Raw genomic sequence first — 18833 nt, 5'->3', positions numbered from 1 at the left:
AGCACGCCGGGGGTTCGTGGATGCGCCGCGGCGGTGTCGCTGCGGCAACGAGGTGCTCACACTATACCCCCTGGGGTATAGTCGAACCTCCACGTTCTCCGCCCGCTGCGCACCTCGGCGCCGCGCTGGCGGCTCGTAGAATGAGAGTGATGAGTTCGCGTCCCGCCTCGGCCGCGCGAGGCCGCAGCTCCGCCTCGGCGCGGACCGCCGCTGCGCCCGCCTCACGCCAGGCTCGCACGGCGAAGGCGCTGCTCGTCGCCGTCTCGTCGACGCTCGTCGCCCTCATCTCGCATGTGCTGGCGGGCGGATCCGTCCCCGGCCTCGTCGGCATCCTCGTTCCCGTCACGCTCTCGGTGCTGGTCTGCCTGCCGCTCTCGGGTCGCGCGCTGTCGCTGCCGCGTCTCGGGCTGTCCGTGCTGGCCAGCCAGTTCCTGTTCCACTGGCTCTTCGTGCTCGGGGCCAGCGGCTCCACCATCGTCGTCACCGACACCGGGGGCGTCCACGCGGGCCACAGCTCCTCGACCATCACAACGCTCGCCAGCGCCGGCGCACACGCCGGTCACGGCGACGGCTGGATGTGGCTCGGGCACGGGGTCGCCGCGGTCGCCACGATCGCACTGATCCGGCGCGGCGAGACCGCCCTCGCCGGATTGCGACGCCTCGCCCTGCTCCTGGCCGCGCTGCTCGCGCGCGCGGTTGCCCCCCGTCTCGCGCACGCCGCCGCCATGCCGGCCCGCGTCGCGCGACTCGCCGCCGCGGGCGGCGCCGAGGGCGGGCTCGCCCGCGCCGCGCTGACGGCATCGGTCTCGCGCCGAGGCCCCCCGCGCCGGATCGCGCTCGCACTCTTCTAACGCCCCGAGGAGCACTCGCGTGCCCTCGGGACCGTGCCGCCGACTCGGCGGCCCCGACGTCGCACTCGTTTCGGCTGGGCTCGGCCCTGCCGCGCTCCCGCATTGGATGCCCCATGTCAGCACCCGCCCTCGGGCGACTCCGCATCGCACTGGCCGCACTCGCGGTCGCCGCGGTGTCGTGGAGCCTGCTCGGCGTCACCGACGCCGCGCAGGCACACGATCAGCTCCTCGAATCGACCCCCGCCGAGGGTGAAGCCCTCGACGCTCCACCCGACGAGGTCTCGCTGCGCTTCGCGGACGAGCTCCTCGACGTCGGCGGGGCCATCCTCGTCGTCGATGCGGCGGAGCAGTCCTGGACACAGGGCGACCTCGCCTACGACGGCGCCACGGTGAGCATCGCGCTGGCCAGCGGCATGCCCGACGGCCGGTACGAGATCCGCTGGCAGGTGGTGTCCCAGGACGGGCACCCGATCAGCGGGATCGTGCCGTTCACGGTGGGCGAGGTCGCGGACGAGCCGACTCCGACGGAGTCCGCGACCGCGGCGGCCGAGGCCGCCGCGGGGCGAGACGACGGCGACGTCACCCCGGCCGGGGGCATCGATGCTCCGCGGCTGATCCTCGTCGGCCTCGTCGGCGCCGCCATCGCTCTCGCGGGTTTCGCTCTCGCGCTGAGCTCGCAGCGACGAGGCGGCACCTCACCCGGCACGACCGAGCGCGGCTCGGCGTGACCACGCACCTCTTCTCAACGACAGCAAGGAACAACACCATGAACACGACACCCACCCGACGCCCGGCGGCCCTGCTCGCTCTTGCCGCGGCAGCCGCACTCGTCCTCGCCGGATGCGCCCCCACCGCCGACGCGGAGCCCGCCACGGTCACAACGACGACCGCCGCCGAGAACGTGAGCGTCGCGAACGCCTGGGTCAAGGCCGCCGACGAGGGCATGTCGGCCGCGTTCGGCGAGCTGACCAACACCGGCGACACCGAGGTGACCATCCTCGCGTCGACGAGCGCGGCCGCGACGATGATGGAGCTGCACGAGACCGTCGACGACGGCAGCGGCTCGATGTCCATGCAGGAGAAGGAGGGCGGCTTCGTCGTGCCCGCCGGCGGCACGCTCGTGCTCGAGCCGGGCGGCAACCACCTGATGCTGATGGGGCTGACCGCCCCGCTCGTCGCGGGCGACGAGATCGAGATCACGCTCAGCTTCTCGGACGGCTCCGAGTTCACGTTCGTCGCTCCCGCCAAGGACTTCTCCGGCGCGAACGAGACCTACGTGGGCGAGGAGGACTAGTGCCCTCCGCCCGGAGTGCCGATTCCGGGCGCGGGGTGAACCGTCGGCAGCTCCTCCTCGGAGGGGCTGCCGCCGGGCTCGGCGCCGCGGCCGCGATCGGCGCCGAGCTCGCACTCTCGTCCGCGAGCGCGACCTCGTCCCCGGCGACGGAGGTTCCCGAGACGACGGGCTCCGAGACGATCGCCTTCTACGGACCCCATCAGGCGGGTGTCGCGATCGTCCCGCAGGCGCACAGCGCGTTCCTCGGCCTCGACCTCGAGCCCGATGTCGACCGCGACGGCCTGCGGCGCCTGATGCGCATCCTGACCGACGACGCGGCGCGCCTGACGCAGGGCGAATCCGCTCTCGCCGACTCGGAGCCCGAACTGGCTCTCGCCCCGGCGCGCCTCACCGTCACGTTCGGCTTCGGCCCGGGCTTCGTCGCGCGCACGGGCGCGGCCGCTCCCGGCTGGCTCGCCCCGCTTCCCGCATTCTCGGTCGACCAGCTCGACGCGGCGTGGAGCGGCGGCGACCTTCTGCTGGAGGTCGCCGCCGATGACCCGATCACCGTCGCGCACGCGGTCCGCATGCTGCTGAAGGATGCGCGGCGCTTCGCCGCGGTGCGCTGGCGCCAGGACGGCTTCCGCCGCGCCCGCGGCACCGAGAAGTCGGGCACGACGATGCGCAACCTGTTCGGCCAGGTCGATGGAACCGTCAACCCGGTGCCGGGAACGAGCGACTTCGACTCGGTGGTCTGGTCGACCGGCGGGTGGATCGAGGGCGGCACGAGTCTCGTGGTGCGCCGCATCCGAATGACGCTGGACACCTGGGATGAGCTGGACCGCTCCGGTCGCGAGCAGTCGGTCGGACGCACGCTGTCGAACGGGGCCCCGCTCACCGGCGTCGACGAGACCGACGAGCCCGACTTCGATGCGACCGGTGCCGCGGGGTTCCCGGTCATCCCGTCGTTCGCCCACATCCGCCGCGCGCGCGGCGACGGCAGCGAGCGAATCTTCCGTCGCGGCTACAACTACGACCTGCCTCCCGGCGGGGACGGCAGTGTGTCGGATTCGGGCCTTATCTTCGCCTCATACCAGGCCGACCCCACGACCCAGTTCGTGCCGATCCAGCGTCGCCTCGACGAGCTCGACCTGCTCAACCAGTGGACGATTCCGATCGGATCGGCCGTCTTCGCGATTCCGCCCGGCTGCGAAAGCGGGGGGTTCATCGGGGAGGGAATCCTGGCCTGATCCTCCGAACTGGCCGAGCATTGCGGCGCCGCCCTTGCCGATACCCTCTGGGGTATTAGGCTCGAGACATGGCACCCACGCGCACCCTCATCGTCGCCGCCGTTCTCGGCGTGCTCGCCTTGGGAAGCGCCGCCACGGCCGTCATCGTGCTCAACTCACCGGCGACCGACCAGTCAGCGTCGAACCCTGCGGCACCGACGGGCTCCGACGAAGCGACGACCGCCGATGAGACTCCTGCCTCGGCATCCCCCGAGACATCAGCGACGCTCCGCTACCTGATCGAAGAGGAAAAGCTCGCGCACGACGTCTACACCACGATGCACGAGACCTGGGGGGCGAGCATCTTCGCCAACATTCTCGAGAGCGAGACGACTCACCAGAGCATCCTCGTGCCGGTGCTCGATGCGCGCGGCATCGCCGACCCGCGGTCCGACGAGCTCGGCGTGCTCACCGACCCCGACCTCCAGTCGCTCTACGACGAGCTCGTCGCCCGCGGGACGACGAGCCTCGACGAGGCGATCCAGGTCGGGATCCTGATCGAGACGAAGGACATCGCCGACCTCACTGACGCCATCGCGGCGGAAGACGACGCGGCGACGATCAGCGCCTACGAGCGACTGCTCGCCGGGTCAGAGCAGCACCTCGCGTCATTCGAGCGCCAGCGCTGATCCCGCGCGCTCGACACCGTCGAGCACGAACCCGAGGCCGGCCTCGAACGAGTCGCCGAAGCTGTAGCCCGGCTGCATGACGTGCTCGGCCGTGAACCGCGTCAGCGCCGGATACTGCTCAGGCGACAGCGGTGCGATGATCTGCTCGCTCGCCTCCGTGAGATCGCCGTCGTTCTCCCCGAACGGCAGCGCCGCCTCCTGCAGCGCGAAGCCGTAGACGAAGGCATCGACGACCGCGAGCCCGTGCGCGACGATCGGCAGCGGGAAGCCGGTGCCCAACCAGGTCGCGAGCATCGCCTCGTGATGCTCGAGGATGTCGTGGCCCGGGGTGCGGCGCGACTCCATGATCGGGATCGCCCACGGGTGCCGGCGCAGCGCCGACCGCAGCGAGCGGGCACGACTCGCGACCGCCTCCTTCCACGGCGCCTCCGGATCGGGCCGCTCGACCTCGTCGAAGACGCGACCGACCATGCCGTCGACGATGTCGTCCTTGTTCGAGACGTAGTGGTAGAGGCTCATCGGGCGCACCCCAAGGTGCTCGGCGAGCCGCCGGATCGTGAGCGGCTCCAGCCCGGTCTCGTCGGCGAGCTCGACCGCCCCGTCGATGATCCGGTCGCGGTCGAGCGACGTGCGCGACCGGCTCTTCGTCTGTGCCATCGCACTCTCCTTCACGTCGGGCTTGACTCATCGTACTAAGTATCGCTACGGTTCTGCATATCGTCGTACTAAGTACGATCACGAGCCATCTCAACCGCTGTCCATCAACGAACCGAAGGAGAACCACCCATGTCCGCACTCACCGACACCACCCGGCGCACCGCGGCGCGCGTCGCCGCCGCCGGCTATGTCGCCCTCTTCGTCCTCGCGATTTTCGCCAACTTCGTCGTCAAGCAGGGGATGATCGATCCCACCGACGCCGAGGCCACGGTCGCCGCCATCCGCGAGCAGGAAGGCCTGTTCCGCGTCGGCCTCGCCGCGTTCGCCGTCGTGTTCCTGCTCGACATCCCCGTCGCGTGGGGCCTCTACGTGCTCTTCGCCCCGGGCGGCCGCGCACGGTCGCTGCTCGTCGCGTGGTTCCGCCTGGCATACACGGTGTTCCTCGGCGTCGCCGCCGTGTTCATGTTCCTCGGCCTCGAGATCGCGCTCGGCGCGACCAGCCTCGGCGCGGACGTCGCACTGCTCATGTTCGCCGCGTTCGACTTCGCGTGGTTCATCGGCCTGCTCGCCTTCGGCGTGCACCTGATGACGCTCGGCGCCCTCATCGTCCGCTCGCGCATCGCCCCCCGCCTCATCGGCATCATCCTCGCCGTCGCCGGAGCCACCTACGCGATCGACACCCTCGCGCACATCCTGTTGACCGACTACGCCGCCGTCGCCGATCTGATGCTCGCGATCGTCGCGACCTCGTCGATCGTCGCCGAGCTGACGTTCACCGTGTGGCTGCTGCGTGCCAGCCGCCGCTCGAGCGCCGTCACCCGCGACGAGAGCCCGGTGCTGACCGCCGCCTAGCGGGCCACCCGGCGCGGTGGCCTCGCATCCCACGATGCGGGGCCACCGCCCCCTCCCCGACGATCGATCCCGTTCCGCTACGGTCGAATGAAGCTCGATTTCGGCGCACATCCTCAAGGAGAAGCACGATGATCCGCCCCCTGCTGACCACGGTCGTGATCGGGCTCAGCGCGGCACTGCCCGCCGGCGCGCTGGATGACGCCATCAACGAGGTCATCGACCGCGAACTGGCGGCCTCCGGCGTGCCCGGCGTCTCCTACGCGGTCGTCGTCGACGGCGAGCTCGGCGCCGCCGGCGCCCGCGGCGTCGCCCACCTCGGCGAGGACACCCCCGTGACCGCGGACACCCCGTTTCTGACCGGCTCGATCTCGAAGAGCTTCACGGCGCTCGCGGTGATGCAGCTCGTCGAAGCCGGCGACGTCGAGCTCGATGCCGAGATCTCGACATACCTCGACGGCTTCTCCGGCAAGCCGGCCGGAGCGATCACCATCCGACAGCTGCTCAGCCACACGAGCGGCTTCTCCACCCTGCAGGGCAACGCCTCGCACACGGACGCCCGCGGCGATGCCGACGAACTCGAGCGCCTCGTGGACGAGCTCGCCGACGAGACCCCGGCCCATGAACCGGGGACGCGCTGGGAGTACTCGAACACCAACTACCAGATCCTCGGTCGCCTGGTCGAGGTGGTCAGCGGCCGCGAGTTCCAGGCCTACGTGACCGAGCACATCCTCGAGCCGATCGGCATGAGCAGCAGCTTCGTCGCCGACGGCGAGACCCACGACGCCATGGCGACCGGCCACCGGTCGTGGTTCGGCACCAAGCTGCCGCTGCCCGACACCGCGACCGATCGGGCGACGGCGCCACAGGGCGGGATCGTCGCCAGCGCGAACGACCTGGCGCGCTACCTGCAAACCATGATGAACGGGCAGGATGACGTGCTGAGCGCCGACGGGAAGGCGCAGATGATGCAGCCGGCGAGCGCCGCATCCCCGTTCTACGGCTTCGGCTGGTTCCTCGACTCCTCCGACGGCACCGTCTCGCACTCCGGGGCGAGCCCCGGCTTCGAGACGCTCGCGACGATGATCCCCGCCGAGAACCGCGCGGTCGTCGTGCTGGCCAACGGCGGCAGCGGTCTCGGCTTCGGCGACACCTTCCCGCTGCGCAGCGGCATCACCGCGGCGGCGCTCGGCCTCGAGGACGCGAACGCCGGCCCCGACTGGGGCGCGCGGGCGCTCTTCATCGGGATGACGCTGCTGCCAGTCTTCTACCTCGCGAGCATCGGCTGGGCGTGGCGGCACCGGGCTGCGATCCGCGCCAAGCGCACCGCGGGATTCGCGGGCCTGTTCAGCCTGTGGTTCCCGTTGCTCACGACCGGAGTCGCCGCCTGGGTGATCCTCGGCCTCGTCCCGAGCCTCATCGGATCGCCGTTCGCGACGATCAACCACTTCCAGCCGGACGTCGGCCTGGTGTTCATCGCCGCCGCGGTGACCGGGGTGCTCTGGGCGGTGCTGCGGCTCGGGGTGGCGTATGCCCGCGCACCTCGGCACCCCTGATCAGGCTCGAGAGAACTCCGAGGCTCGCTCAATCTGCTCCGCGGTCAGCGTGACACCGGTGTAGCGGAAGAACTGCGCGGCGGCCTGCAGCGCGATCACCTCGGCGCCTGAGATCACCGGCTTGCCCGCCTCACGCGCGGCGCGGACGAGAGGCGTCTCCGCCGGGAACGCGACGACATCGATCACGGTGCTCGCCGCGAGAATGTGAGCGCGGCTGAAGGCGAGGTCGTCCTCGTTCGGACCCGACATCCCGAGAGGCGTGACGTTGACGATCACGGCGTGGCCGGGGTCCGGGTCGGTGACCTGGGCGCGGTATCCGTAGCTCGATGCGAGCGACTGGCCCGCGTCGGCGTTTCGCGCGACCACGGTCAGGTCGTCGAAGCCCGCGCCGCGGAACGCCGCCACGACGGCCTTCGCCATGCCGCCCGCTCCCCTCACGAGCACCGGCTGCCCCGGCTCCAGCCGGTGCCGTGCGATCAGCTCCGCCACCGCCTCGTAGTCGGTGTTCGATGCCGTGAGCACGCCGTCATCGTTCACGATCGTGTTGACCGACTCGATCGCGGCCGCCGACTCCTCCACCACATCGACGAGCGGCAGCACGGCCTCCTTGAACGGCATCGAAACGGAGCAGCCGCGGATGCCCAGGCCCCGAACCCCGGCAATCGCCGCCGCGATGTCGGTCGTCGTGAACGCCTTGTAGATGAAGTTCAGTCCGAGCTCGTCGTACAGGAAGTTGTGGAACCGCGTGCCGATGTTCGACGGCCGCGCGGCCAGCGAGATGCAGAGCGACATGTCTTTGTTGAGGATGGGCATCGCACCATTCTCTCGACACGAATCGCTCTCAGCGATTCGCGCGACGCAGAAACGCTGACGCGTGGAGATTCACTTGCGGAGACGGCGGGATTTGAACCCGCGGACCCCCAGAGGGGTCTCCACCTTAGCAGGGTGGTGCACTCGACCGGACTATGCGACGTCTCCCGGTATTGCCTTCGCCATCATAGCCGCCGCAGGCGGCGATCACGAACGCGCGATCAGTTGGCGACGGCGCAGGTGTACTGGTCGGCGCTCTGCCCCTTGACGCCCGACACCGTGACGGGTTCGGTCGTCGGGGTGGCGGTGGCCGATTCCGTCGGCTCCGCCGTCGGGGTCGCGGTCGCCGTCGGCGCGTTCGGGTCGAGCGTCGACCCGTTGTGGTTGCTGTCGAGCGAGTTGTCGTCGAGCGCGATCGGGGTATCCGCCTGGAGCGCCGCGAACAGCGCGTCGGCCTGAGCCTGCAGCGGCGCCACCTTGCCGGCGTAGTACGACGGTGTCGTCACCCCGGTCGTGCTCGGGTACTGCACCATCACGATGTTCTCGAGCGGGATGTCCTTCAGCACCAGGGCGATCGAGGCCAGGATGTCGACGCGGCCGAAGTTCTGCGACAGCGTCATGTTCTGCGTCGCCGCCTTCGCCAGGCTGTAGACCGTTCCGGCGTCGCCCAGCGTGTCCTCGCTCTTCAGCTTGCGCACGAGCGAGGAGAGGAACACCTGCTGCGAGCTGATTCGCCCGAGGTCGCTGCCGTCGCCGACGCCGTGGCGCGAGCGCAGGAACTGCAGCGCCTCCTTGCCCTTCAGCGTGTAGGTGCCCGCCTCCGGGAAGTCGAGGCCGACGTAGCTGTCCTTGAAGGCGCCGTCGATGCAGACGTCGACGCCGCCGACCGCGTTCGACATCGCGATCACGCCGACGAAGGTGATGAGTCCAGCGAACTGGATCTCGAGCCCGGTGAGGTTCTCAACCGTGTCGACCGTGCAGCTGAGTCCGCCGTAGAAGAGCGTCGTGTTCATGGCGGTCGCCGTGGCCGGTCCGCCGTTCTCGCACGCGGGCAGCGGAACCATGAGGTCGCGCGGGATGCTGACCAGGGTCGCGCTCTGGTGGTCCTCGGAGACGTGCAGGAGCATCGTCACGTCGTTGAGCGTCGAGCTCTCGTAGCCGCCGATCGCGGCGTTCTCGCCCTCACGGCTGTCGCTGCCGACGATCAGGATGTTGAAGCCGCCCTCGTAGGGACCGACGCTCGGCGGGAGGGCGACGGCGTCGAAGCCGATCGCCTCGGTGTCGATGTCACCGGCCGTCTGCCAGACGGCGATGCCGGCGACCGCGGATCCCGACACCAGGAGCACCGTGAGCGCGCCGCCGATCAGACCGAGAACTGCCTTCCAGGCCCGGGCGCGCTTCTGACGTCCGTGGCGCGCCACGGTCGGACGCACGCGGGCGGATGCCTTCACGCGTTCCAGCTTCTTGTCGCTCACGAGACCTCACTTGACGTCGGACAGTATTCACAGGGGTGCCCCAGCATCCCCAGCGGCGGAGGGCGTGGGATTCGAACCCACGAGACATTTCTGCCCACCAGTTTTCAAGACTGGCTCCATCGGCCGCTCGGACAGCCCTCCCGTAAATCGATCGTGAGTCTAACCGACCGCAACCAGGTCAATCCTGGAAGTGGAGTGCGAGCGCGGCGGCCGCGCCGTCTTCGAGATCCGTGCTGGTGGTGTCGTTGGCGACCGCAAGCACCTCCGGCGGGGCCTGGCCCATGGCGATGCCGAGACCCTCCGCGCTCGCCCAGGCGAGCATGTCGATGTCGTTGCGGCCGTCGCCGATCGCGGCGACCCGGCTGCGCGGCACCTCGAGCAGCTGGCGCACGCGCTCCAGCGCGGTCGACTTGTTGACGCCGTCGGGCGCGATGTCGAGCCACGAGGTCCAGCCGACGTTGTAGCTGACCTTGTGCAGACCCATGCGGTCCACGATGTCGAGGAAGTCCTCCGTCGCGTGATCGGGCGCGAGCACGACGACACGCGTGGCCGGAGCGCCGAGCAGATCGTCGAACTCGACCTGCCGACTCGTCGTGGCGAGCGCGCCCTCCGGGAACGTGCCGGTGTAGCGGAAGACGCCGTCGACGTCCTCGACGGCGAAGCTCGCATCCGAGAGGTGACCGTGGATCGTGGTGAGCACATCCGTCGGGTCGAAGGTCTCGGTGAGGAAGCGCGCGTAGGAATCCGGTTCGCTCTCGTCCCGCTCGAGCACGATCGCGCCGTTGGCGCACACGACGTACCGCGGGGTCAGCCCCAGGCGCTCGAGCACGGGGAGCGTCATCGAGACCGAGCGGCCGGTCGCGAGCGTGACCTCGTGCCCCAGGTCGCGCACGCGGGTGACCTCGTCGATCACGCTGCGCCCCATGGCGCCGTCCTCACGCAGGACGGTGCCGTCGATGTCGAGCGCCACCAGCCAGGCAGAGGTCACGCGAGCGGCTCCAGAACGTCGAGTCCGCCGAGGAAGGGGCGCAGCGGTTCGGGCACCGCGACCGAGCCGTCGGCGCGCTGGTGCGTCTCAAGCAGCGCCACGATCCAGCGCGTCGTCGCCAGGGTGCCGTTGAGGGTCGCCACCGGCGCCGTCTTGCCGCTCTCCGTGCGGTAGCGGGTGTCGAGTCGACGGGCCTGGAACGTCGTGCAATTCGAGGTGCTCGTCAGCTCGCGGTACGCGTCCTGCGTCGGCACCCAGGCCTCGACGTCGAACTTGCGCGCGGCGCTCGAGCCGAGGTCGCCGGCCGCGGTGTCGATCACCCGGTAGCTGAGCCCGAGGCTCTGCAGCATGCCCTCCTGCAGGGCGAGCAGCCGCTCGTGCTCGGTCTCCGCCTCGGCCGGATCGATGTAGCTGAACATCTCGAGCTTCTGGAACTGGTGGACGCGGATGATGCCGCGGGTGTCCTTGCCGCCCGATCCGGCCTCGCGGCGGTAGCAGGTCGACCATCCGGCGTAGCGGAGCGGTCCGCCCGAGATGTCGAGGATCTCGTCCTTGTGATACCCGGCGAGCGCAACCTCGCTCGTGCCCGTCAGGTAGAGCTCGTCGCGCTCCAGGTAGTAGATCTCGTCGGAGTGGGCGCCGAGGAACCCGGTGCCCGCCATGATGTCGGGGCGCACCAGCGTCGGCGTGATGAGGGGCGTGAAGCCGGCCTCGAGCGCGCGGTCGAGCGCCAGGTTCATGAGCGCCAGCTCGAGTCGCGCGCCGACGCCCTTCAGGAAGTAGAAGCGCGAGCCGCTGACCTTGGCCCCGCGTTCCATGTCGATCGCGCCGAGCAGCTCGCCGAGGGCGAGGTGGTCGCGCGGCTCGAAGTCGAAGTTGGGCTTCTCGCCGACCTCGCGCAGGGTGACGAAGTCGTCCTCTCCCCCGGCCGGCACGCCTTCGATGACGATGTTCGGGATGCTTCCGGCGATGCGAGCGAACGCGTCCTCCGCCTCGCTCGCCGCCTGCTGCAGCGCCTTCACCCGCGCCGCGAGCTCCTGCGCCTGCGCGACCAGCGCGGGCTTCTCCGCCTTCGGGGCGGCCGCGACGGTCTTGCCGAAGGCGTTCTGCTCGGCCCGCGCGGTCTCGAACTCGGTGATCGCGGTGCGGCGGGCGAGGTCGGCGGCGATCGCGTCGTCGACGAGAGAGACCGACTCGCCTCGCGCCTCCTGCGAGGTGCGGACAGTCTCCGGGTTTTCGCGCAGCAGCAGAGGGTCGATCACCCCACCATCCTATTCAGCGGTTTGGAAGCGAGGATGGCTAAGGTGTCGCCATGACGGCCCCGACCCCCGGCAGGCACCCGCGCGCCGCCATCATCGTCAATCCCGCCAAGGCGAGCGTCTCGAAGCTGCGCAGCGCGGTCGCTCGCGCGGAAGTCAACGGCGGCTGGGCCGAGAGCCTGTGGCTCGAGACCACGGCTGACGACATCGGCCACGCGCAGACGCGCGAGGCGCTGGACGCCGGAGTCGAGCTGGTCGTCGCCGCGGGCGGCGATGGCACCGTGCGGGCCGTCGCCGAATCGCTGAGCGGTTCGGGGGTGTCGTTCGCGATCATCCCCTCCGGCACCGGCAACCTGTTCGCTCGCAACGTCGACCTGAACTCGCTCAGCGTCGACGAGGCCGTGCGGGTCGCCTTCGCGGGCGTCGACCGCCCGATCGATCTGGGCATGATCGAGTTCGAGCGTGCCGACGGCGAGCGCCGCAAGCACGGCTTCCTCGTGATGGCGGGCCTCGGCATCGACGCGCAGATGGTGGCCAACACGAACCCCGAGCTGAAGAAGCGGGTCGGCTGGTTGGCCTACGTCGACGCGATCGCGCGATCGCTGCGCGACCCTCGTCGCATCCGGCTGCGCGCGCAGCTCGACGACCGTCCACCGCGGGCGACCACGGTGCACAGCCTGCTGATCGGCAACTGCGGCATGCTGCCCGGGCACATCACGCTACTGCCAGACGCGAAGCTCGACGACGGCCGCTTCGACGTCGTCACGCTGCGCCCCTCCGGCTTCTTCGGCTGGATGCGCGTTTGGGTGGCGCTCGTCTGGGAGAACGGCGTCCTGCGGCGCAGCACCGTGGGCCGCAAGATGATGGGTCGCGACCGGCGGGTGCGTGTGCTGCGCTACCTGCAGGGCGAGAACCTGAAGGTGCGGCTGGAGCGCCCCGACCAGATGGAGATCGACGGCGACTCGATCGGCGATGTGATCGCCTTCCGCGCCTGGGTCGAACCGGGCGCTCTGACACTGCGCCTCGCCGCCGACTAGCCGCCGCGGAGTGCGCGGGGCGGGAGCTAGCCGTCGCGGCCGGTCGCGCGGGCGGATCCCCGGGCGTCGCGCCAGGCGCGCGCCACGAGCAGCGCCGTGACGGCGGCGATCCCCCCGACGAACAGCGGGGCGAACAGTTCGGCGAGTCGAAACGACAGGTCATACAGCCGGTTGATCTCTTCGAAGTACGCCTCCTGATCGGCGAAGCCGCTCGACCACGGGACGTTCAGAACGTCGACGAGCACCCGCGCCCTCCACGCGCCGAAGAGCGCGATCCCGGCCCCGGCCAGGCACACCGCGCCGAGCGCGGCGAGAGCGACTCGCCGACGCGCATCACCCACCTCACTCATCACGAGCGTGCCCGGGTGCCGTGAACAGCCAGCCGACGACCGCGATGATTCCGCCGAGCAGCAGCGGCGACACCGCGTAGCCGCGCGCCAGCATCAAGAGCGTCTCCCACTCGGTCGGCGAACCGTCGTACACGGTCGGCGTCATGAGCCCGCTGATGACGAGAGCCGCCGCGGACAGGATGAGCACGATGGCGAGCACGAGCAGCATCACGCGGGGCCTCGGTGCGGGCGATCGGGTCGAATCGACGACTGCCTCGTCGTCCTGGTCGCGCTCGTCGTCCTGGCCGCGCTCGACGTCCGCGGCGACGGCGGCGGCCAGCGGCGGCGGCGAGTCGGCAGTCTCAGGCGAGGGATCCGGGCCCGAGCTGGGTGCGGCATCGTCGGAGACGGTCGGCGCGTCGGCGACGACGCGGATCGGCTGCTCGGGAACGCCCGCGGGAGGGCTCGAGGCGCCGTGGACCTCCGGGTCGTAGCCGCGCTGGAAGCGCGGATCGAAGCGCGGGTCGACGTCGGCCATGCGGTCCTCCAGCGTGAGCGGCTACTCGGGCTCGCCCGAGAGGATCCCGCGCAGCCAGTCGCGGGCTTCGATGAAGACCTCGTCGTCGTAGCGGCCATCGACCGTCACATGCTGCTGGTCGGCGCGGGGATACGAGCCAAGGAAGATCACGTTGGGGCTGAAGCGCTTGAGGCCGAGCAGCGCGTCGGCGACGCGCTCGTCGTGCACGTGCCCGTCGAGGTCGACGACGAAGCGGTAGCGCCCCATGCTGTCGCCGATCGGGCGCGACTCGAGCAGGCTCAGGTTGACCCCCCGCGTCGCGAACTGCTCGAGCATCTCGACGAGGCCCCCCGGCTGGTCGGTGGGGAGCTCGACGATGACGCTGGTCTTGTCGGCCCCGGTGCGCTCCGGGATGGCGCGGCTCGCGCTGACCAGCACGAACCGCGTGACGGCATTCGGGTTGTCGCCGATCTTCTCGGCCAGCACCTCGACCGGGTACTCGCGGTCGATTCCGGGCGGGGCGATCGCCGCATCCGCGAGACCCGGATCGCCAAGCCCCGCTGCCGCCGCCACGTTCGAGCTCGCGGGGAAGTGCTCGTGCTCGGGCAGCTCGCGATCGAGCCACAGGTGGCACTGCGCGTAGGCCACCGGATGCGCGGCGACGATCTTGACATCGGCGAGCGCCGTGCCGGGCCGGGCGACGAGCACGAAGTCGACCGGCACGAGGTATTCGCCGACGATGCGAAGGCCCGGCACGTTGGCGAGCGCGTCCTGGGTGGCGCTGACGCCGCCTTCCACGCTGTTCTCGATCGCGATCATCGCGGCGACGCTGCGGCCCGAGGTCACATCGTCGAGCGCCTCGCCGACGTTGTTGACGCTGCGCCAGACGTGGCCCTGGGCGGCGTCGACCTGGTTGAGCGCGGCCCACGTGAAGGTGCCCGCCGGGCCGAGATAGCTGTAGGTGTCCGGCATGCTGTGAGCCTAGCGGCCACCCGCTCGGGCAGGATGGAGGCATGAGCAAGCTGCCCGCCCCCGTGCAACGCCTGATCGACGCGACGAACGCCGGCGATTCGGCGGCCTTCGTCGCCGCCTTCGCCCCCGACGCCGTGCTGATCGACTGGGGCAAGGAGTTCGCGGGCGCCGAGGCCATCGCGGAGTGGAACGAGTCCGACAACATCGGCCGCGACTCCCGCTTCCGTGTCGTGGGCGTCGAGCGCGATGGCGAGGCTCACCTGGTGCGGATCGCCGTCAGCGGCAAGGGCTTCAACGGCGAGAGCTTCTTCCGCTTCACCGTCGCCGATGAGCTGATCAGTCGTCTCGAGATCGCCCCGTAGGCTCACCGACGCCCGCCCACGCCCACGTCGGGTTGCCGATCGCCTCGGCCGTGACGCTCCAGAGCCGCTCGCGCTGGGCCGCATCGCGAGCGGAGCGCGGCAGGGCGACGACCCGACGTCGCTCGTCCACGTAGACGTCGGCACCGCGCGGACGACGCGGTGCGCCGGTGCTGAGCTCGGCGTACACGTCGGCCAGTGCCTCGGCCGGCATCGCGAGGCGGTTCTTCGGGGCGTAGAGGGCGCGATAGATCGGCGGCTGCTCGGCGAGCCGGTCGGCATCGAGCCGGACCGCGGGGACGCGCAGGCAGGAGACGTCGACCTGGTCGCCTGCTCGTTCTGCGAGGGTGACGGCCGCCATCACCTGAGCGAGCTTGGAGTGATAGTAGGCCTTGGTCGGGGTGAACCAGCTGCCGTCGGTGAGCGCATCGAAGCGAATCGCCAGGCCCGGCATCGTGACGAGCCCTTTGCTGGCGACGAAGACCACACGGGGACTCGGCGCGGCGGCGAGAGCGCCGCTCACCCGCGCCGTGAACTCGGTCGGACCGAGGTGGTTGGTGGCCCAGAACAGCTCCTGGCCCGTCTCCGTGAATCGCGCCTCCCGGGCCGACAGGTCGAACACCGCGGCGTTGTTGATGAGCACATCGAGCGGTCCGTCGGCGACGACCGTCTCGGCCGCGCCGGCGATGCTGGGCGGGGATGCGAGGTCGAGCTCGACCAGCCGCACCCGCGCTCGCGCCTCGGGCGGCAACGTGGCGATGGCGAGTTCGCCGCGCTCCCGAGAGCGGCTCAGCGCGATGACGTCGGCTCCGGACTCGGCGAATCTCCGGACGGCGCGCAGACCGATCCCTGAGTTGGCGCCCGTGATCGCGACCCGCATGTCGCTCCTTTCGTTCGGCTTGTTCCGAACTATCCGAACAAAGCATACACTGGAGAGGTGACCCCACAGGAGCAGCTGGCCGAGGACTTCGCGCAGCACTACGTGCGCCTCGGGATGACGACGACCGCGGCACGCGTGCTCGGGCATCTGCTCGTCGAGCCGACCGGACGCGCCGACGCGCCGAGCCTCGCCGCGGCGCTCGGCGTCGCCAAGAGCTCGATGAGCGTCGCCCTCGCCACCCTGGAGAGCCTCGGGCTCGTCGTCCGCTCGCGCCCGCCACGCGAGCGTCGCGACAGCTATGCGCTCGGAGACGACGCGTTCGAGAAGGCCTTCGCCAGCAAGCTGCCCGCGCTCAGCTCGTTCGCCGCGCTGGCCGACCGCGGGCTCGAGCTGGCCGAGCCCGGCTCCTCGTCGGCGCAGCGCCTTGAGCGGATGCGCGCGTTCTACGCGTTCATGCTGCGCGAGTTCCCGAAGCTGCTCGACCAATGGCAGCGCGAGAGCGCCGACGGGCAGGCCTAGCCGCCTCGTCACCGCTTGACCCAGGTGGGAGACTGGAGGCATGTCCTCCCGCGCCGGCACCCCCGCCCAGCCGTCCGATCTGATCGACGTTCGCGAACTGATCGACGCGTACTTCCACCGCGTCCCCGATCTCTCCGACCCGGCGCAGCGCGTCGTGTTCGGCACGAGCGGCCATCGCGGCTCGAGCCTCGACGGCGCGTTCACCGAGACCCACATCGCCGCGACCACGCAGGCGATCGTCGAGTACCGCGCCGCCCACGGCATCACCGGCCCGGTCTTCGTCGGGCGCGACACCCACGGGCTCTCCCGACCGGCCGAGACGACGGCGCTCGAGGTGCTCGAGGCGAACGGCGTGACGGCGCTCGTCGACGAGTTCGATGACTTCGTGCCGACCCCCGCGCTGAGCCGCGCGATCATCGCCTACAACCGCGCGCACGCGGGCGGCCCGCAGGCCGACGGCATCGTCATCACCCCGTCGCACAACCCGCCGCGCGACGGCGGCTTCAAGTACAACCCGCCGCACGGCGGCCCCGCCGACTCCGATGCGACCGGCTGGATCGCGGCCCGCGCCAACGAGCTGATCGAGGGCGGGATGCGCGAAGTCAAGCGCTCCGAGCCGAGCGCCGTGGAGACCTACGACTACCGCGGCGAGTACGTCGCCGACCTCGCCAACGCGATCGACCTCGACGCGATCCGGGGCTCTGGTCTGCACCTCGGCGCCGACCCGCTGGGCGGCGCGAGCGTGCACTACTGGCAGCTGATCGCCGAGAAGTTCGGGCTCGACCTGACGGTCGTGAACCCGGAGGTCGATCCGACCTGGTCGTTCATGACGCTCGACTGGGACGAGAAGATCCGGATGGATCCCTCCTCCGCCTCGGCGATGGCGAGCGTCGTGGCCAAGCGCGGCGAGTTCGACCTGCTGACCGGCAACGACGCCGACGCCGACCGGCACGGCATCGTCACGCCTGACGGCGGACTGATGAACCCGAACCACTTCCTCGCGGTGGCGATCCAGTACCTGTTCACGCACCGCGACGGCTGGAGCCCGAATGCGGCGATCGGCAAGACCCTCGTGTCGAGCTCCATGATCGACCGGGTGGCCGCGTCCCTGGGGCGCCGGCTGTGGGAGGTGCCGGTCGGCTTCAAGTGGTTCGTGCCGGGTCTCATCGACGGCTCGGTCGGCTTCGGCGGCGAGGAGAGCGCGGGCGCGAGCTTCCTCGCGCTCGACGGCACGGCGTGGACGACCGACAAGGACGGCATCCTGCTGGCGCTGGCGGCGGCGGAGATCCGTGCGGTCACCGGCAAGTCGCCCAGCGAGCTCTACGCCGAACTCACCGCCGAGTTCGGCGACCCCGCCTACGCGCGCGTGGATGCGGCGGCGAGCAAGGAGCAGAAGGCGCGGCTCGGCAAGCTCTCGGGCGCCGACATCACGGCGGACACCCTCGCGGGCGATCCGATCACGGCGCGCCTCTCGGAGGCGCCCGGCAACGGCGCGGCGATCGGCGGCGTCAAGGTCGAGACCGAGCACGCCTGGTTCGCCGCGCGCCCGTCGGGCACGGAGGACGTCTACAAGATCTACGCCGAGTCGTTCCGCGGCCCGGAGCACCTCGCCGAGGTGCAGGCCGCGGCCAAGGACATCGTCGACACCGCTCTGGGGGGTTAGCCCGCTCAGTTGTAGGCGGGGGCGGCCGGCAGGCCGAAGAACTCTTCCAGAGTCTGGATGCCGGTCTCGTGCATCTCGGTCGAGAGCTCGAGGCCGACGTAGCGGTAGTGCCAGGGCTCGAACTGGTACCCGGTGATGTCGGTGAGCCCGTCCGGGTAGCGCAGGATGAATCCGTACTCCCACGCGTTCTCGGCCAGCCAGGACCCCTGCGGGGTGTCGGCGAAGCAGGCCTGCAGAGAGCAGGTGCGCGGGATCGCGTCGATGTCGATGACCAGTCCGGTCTGGTGCTCGCTGTAGCCGGGGCGCGCGGTGAGCAGGTCGTTGCCGCCGTACACCTGCTGCTGCGCCGCGTAGCTGCGGTAGGTGCTGAGCGCCTGCATCTGGTAGCCGGTCTCTGACTCGAAGTCGGCGAACATCCGGACCACGGCGTCGGAGGCGACCTCCTGAAGCTGCGCATAGTTGACGTACGGAACCGGCACCGGCACGAGGCCCGAGGGCTCGAAGCTCGCCGGGTCGAATGGGCGCAGCTTGTTGACGACGACCCACAGGCTGTTCGGGTCATCGATCGAATAGAGCGACATGTTGAAGCGCGCGCGCGGCTCGAACGCGTCGTTGGTCGCGGGCTGCTCGACAGCTCCGGACACGATCAGCTCCTCCTCCGGCACGGCGCCGAGATTCGGGATGCCGACGACGGCGATCGCGACTCCGAGCGCCGCCACGGCGAGCACCGCAACGCCGCCGATCACGAGCGCGATGCGTCGTCGCGCGCGACGACCGCGACCTCGCTCAGCGGAGCGCATCTCGGCACGTCGGGTCGGCAGTTCGCTCACCGGCTCAGCATACGACGCCGCCGCCGCGGCGCGGCCGAGGGCCCGCTGACCAGGGGTTTCGAGGGACGGCGGCGAAACGTGTTGACAGCGC

General features: G+C 70.4%; 21 protein-coding genes and 2 tRNA genes. 11 read left to right on the top strand and 12 right to left on the bottom strand.

Going from position 1 to position 18833, the window contains the following annotated elements; all coding sequences use genetic code 11:
• Positions 1–149: 149 nt before the first annotated feature.
• The 5 genes from ACR3ZA_RS08940 (at position 150) to ACR3ZA_RS08920 (ending at position 4042) form a co-directional block, all read left to right on the top strand.
• Positions 150–851 carry a hypothetical protein gene (locus ACR3ZA_RS08940; protein ID WP_473661623.1) on the top strand — a complete coding sequence of 234 codons (702 nt, stop codon included), beginning with the start codon at positions 150–152 and terminating at the stop codon, positions 849–851.
• A gap of 113 nt (positions 852–964) precedes the next feature.
• On the top strand, positions 965–1579 hold the full coding sequence (locus ACR3ZA_RS08935) for a copper resistance protein CopC (RefSeq protein ID WP_473661622.1): 615 nt from the start codon (positions 965–967) through the stop codon (positions 1577–1579).
• Positions 1580–1617: 38 nt separating this feature from the next.
• A complete protein-coding gene (locus tag ACR3ZA_RS08930; RefSeq protein ID WP_473661621.1) occupies positions 1618–2145 on the top strand; it encodes a copper chaperone PCu(A)C domain-containing protein in 528 nt (175 codons plus the stop codon).
• Positions 2145–3374, top strand: a complete 1230-nt coding sequence (locus ACR3ZA_RS08925; RefSeq protein WP_473661620.1) for a Dyp-type peroxidase — start codon at positions 2145–2147, stop codon at positions 3372–3374. Before ACR3ZA_RS08930 ends, ACR3ZA_RS08925 begins: the two co-directional genes overlap by 1 nt.
• Before the next feature lie 68 nt (positions 3375–3442).
• Positions 3443–4042, top strand: coding sequence for a DUF2202 domain-containing protein (locus ACR3ZA_RS08920; RefSeq protein WP_473661619.1), 600 nt, complete (start codon positions 3443–3445; stop codon positions 4040–4042).
• Here ACR3ZA_RS08920 and ACR3ZA_RS08915 read toward each other — a convergent pair.
• A complete protein-coding gene (locus ACR3ZA_RS08915) occupies positions 4022–4699 on the bottom strand; it encodes a TetR/AcrR family transcriptional regulator C-terminal domain-containing protein (protein ID WP_473661618.1) in 678 nt (225 codons plus the stop codon). The genes ACR3ZA_RS08920 and ACR3ZA_RS08915 overlap by 21 nt on opposite strands.
• Before the next feature lie 129 nt (positions 4700–4828).
• Between ACR3ZA_RS08915 and ACR3ZA_RS08910 the strand changes: the two genes are divergently transcribed.
• The gene (locus tag ACR3ZA_RS08910; protein WP_473661617.1) at positions 4829–5551 is read left to right on the top strand and encodes a DUF4386 family protein; all 723 of its coding nucleotides are present in this window, start codon (positions 4829–4831) and stop codon (positions 5549–5551) included.
• Positions 5552–5679: 128 nt separating this feature from the next.
• The gene (locus tag ACR3ZA_RS08905) at positions 5680–7104 is read left to right on the top strand and encodes a serine hydrolase (RefSeq protein ID WP_473661616.1); all 1425 of its coding nucleotides are present in this window, start codon (positions 5680–5682) and stop codon (positions 7102–7104) included.
• Here the strand turns inward: ACR3ZA_RS08905 and ACR3ZA_RS08900 are convergent, their stop codons facing one another.
• The 6 genes from ACR3ZA_RS08900 to serS form a co-directional block, all read right to left on the bottom strand.
• Positions 7105–7917, bottom strand: coding sequence for a shikimate 5-dehydrogenase (locus ACR3ZA_RS08900; protein ID WP_473661615.1), 813 nt, complete (start codon positions 7915–7917; stop codon positions 7105–7107). It abuts the gene before it with no gap.
• A 76-nt stretch (positions 7918–7993) separates the two neighbouring features.
• Positions 7994–8082: transfer RNA gene (locus ACR3ZA_RS08895), tRNA-Ser, on the bottom strand.
• A 53-nt stretch (positions 8083–8135) separates the two neighbouring features.
• Positions 8136–9389 carry an LCP family glycopolymer transferase gene (locus ACR3ZA_RS08890; protein WP_473661614.1) on the bottom strand — a complete coding sequence of 418 codons (1254 nt, stop codon included), beginning with the start codon at positions 9387–9389 and terminating at the stop codon, positions 8136–8138.
• Positions 9390–9445: 56 nt separating this feature from the next.
• Positions 9446–9530: transfer RNA gene (locus ACR3ZA_RS08885), tRNA-Ser, on the bottom strand.
• A 37-nt stretch (positions 9531–9567) separates the two neighbouring features.
• Positions 9568–10377 carry an HAD-IIB family hydrolase gene (locus ACR3ZA_RS08880; RefSeq protein WP_473661613.1) on the bottom strand — a complete coding sequence of 270 codons (810 nt, stop codon included), beginning with the start codon at positions 10375–10377 and terminating at the stop codon, positions 9568–9570.
• Positions 10374–11639 (bottom strand): serine--tRNA ligase, encoded by a 1266-nt coding sequence (gene serS, locus ACR3ZA_RS08875; RefSeq protein WP_473661612.1) that lies wholly within the window; start codon positions 11637–11639, stop codon positions 10374–10376. Before serS ends, ACR3ZA_RS08880 begins: the two co-directional genes overlap by 4 nt.
• A 50-nt stretch (positions 11640–11689) precedes the next feature.
• Between serS and ACR3ZA_RS08870 the strand changes: the two genes are divergently transcribed.
• A complete protein-coding gene (locus ACR3ZA_RS08870; protein WP_473661611.1) occupies positions 11690–12673 on the top strand; it encodes a diacylglycerol kinase family protein in 984 nt (327 codons plus the stop codon).
• 26 nt (positions 12674–12699) lie between these two features.
• On the opposite strand, the gene ACR3ZA_RS08865 is transcribed toward ACR3ZA_RS08870, so the two are convergent.
• From ACR3ZA_RS08865 to pheA, 3 genes are read right to left on the bottom strand one after another with little or no spacing between them, the layout of a single operon-like run.
• On the bottom strand, positions 12700–13023 hold the full coding sequence (locus ACR3ZA_RS08865) for a hypothetical protein (protein ID WP_473661610.1): 324 nt from the start codon (positions 13021–13023) through the stop codon (positions 12700–12702).
• A complete protein-coding gene (locus tag ACR3ZA_RS08860) occupies positions 13016–13540 on the bottom strand; it encodes a hypothetical protein (protein ID WP_473661609.1) in 525 nt (174 codons plus the stop codon). The genes ACR3ZA_RS08865 and ACR3ZA_RS08860 overlap by 8 nt, the downstream gene beginning before the upstream one ends.
• A gap of 21 nt (positions 13541–13561) precedes the next feature.
• The gene (gene pheA / locus ACR3ZA_RS08855; RefSeq protein ID WP_473661608.1) at positions 13562–14491 is read right to left on the bottom strand and encodes a prephenate dehydratase; all 930 of its coding nucleotides are present in this window, start codon (positions 14489–14491) and stop codon (positions 13562–13564) included.
• 41 nt (positions 14492–14532) lie between these two features.
• On the opposite strand from pheA, the gene ACR3ZA_RS08850 reads away from it, so the two are divergent.
• Entirely contained in the window at positions 14533–14853 is a 321-nt protein-coding gene (locus ACR3ZA_RS08850) for a nuclear transport factor 2 family protein (RefSeq protein WP_473661607.1), read from the top strand.
• Here the strand turns inward: ACR3ZA_RS08850 and ACR3ZA_RS08845 are convergent.
• Positions 14828–15730: an SDR family NAD(P)-dependent oxidoreductase gene (locus tag ACR3ZA_RS08845; RefSeq protein WP_473661606.1), complete on the bottom strand. Its 903-nt coding sequence runs from the start codon at positions 15728–15730 to the stop codon at positions 14828–14830. The genes ACR3ZA_RS08850 and ACR3ZA_RS08845 overlap by 26 nt on opposite strands.
• Positions 15731–15787: 57 nt before the next feature.
• On the opposite strand from ACR3ZA_RS08845, the gene ACR3ZA_RS08840 reads away from it, so the two are divergent.
• Together ACR3ZA_RS08840 and pgm are read left to right on the top strand one after the other, a co-directional pair.
• Positions 15788–16249, top strand: coding sequence for a MarR family transcriptional regulator (locus ACR3ZA_RS08840; protein ID WP_473661605.1), 462 nt, complete (start codon positions 15788–15790; stop codon positions 16247–16249).
• 40 nt (positions 16250–16289) lie between these two features.
• Positions 16290–17912 (top strand): phosphoglucomutase (alpha-D-glucose-1,6-bisphosphate-dependent), encoded by a 1623-nt coding sequence (pgm, locus tag ACR3ZA_RS08835; protein WP_473661604.1) that lies wholly within the window; start codon positions 16290–16292, stop codon positions 17910–17912.
• 5 nt (positions 17913–17917) lie between these two features.
• On the opposite strand, the gene ACR3ZA_RS08830 is transcribed toward pgm, so the two are convergent.
• Positions 17918–18742: a D-alanyl-D-alanine carboxypeptidase family protein gene (locus ACR3ZA_RS08830; RefSeq protein WP_473661603.1), complete on the bottom strand. Its 825-nt coding sequence runs from the start codon at positions 18740–18742 to the stop codon at positions 17918–17920.
• Between the last annotated feature and the right edge of the window lie 91 nt (positions 18743–18833).

The sequence above is a fragment of the Herbiconiux sp. J20-20 genome, assembly GCF_057365085.1.
This window is presented reverse-complemented; position numbering and strand designations above follow the sequence as displayed.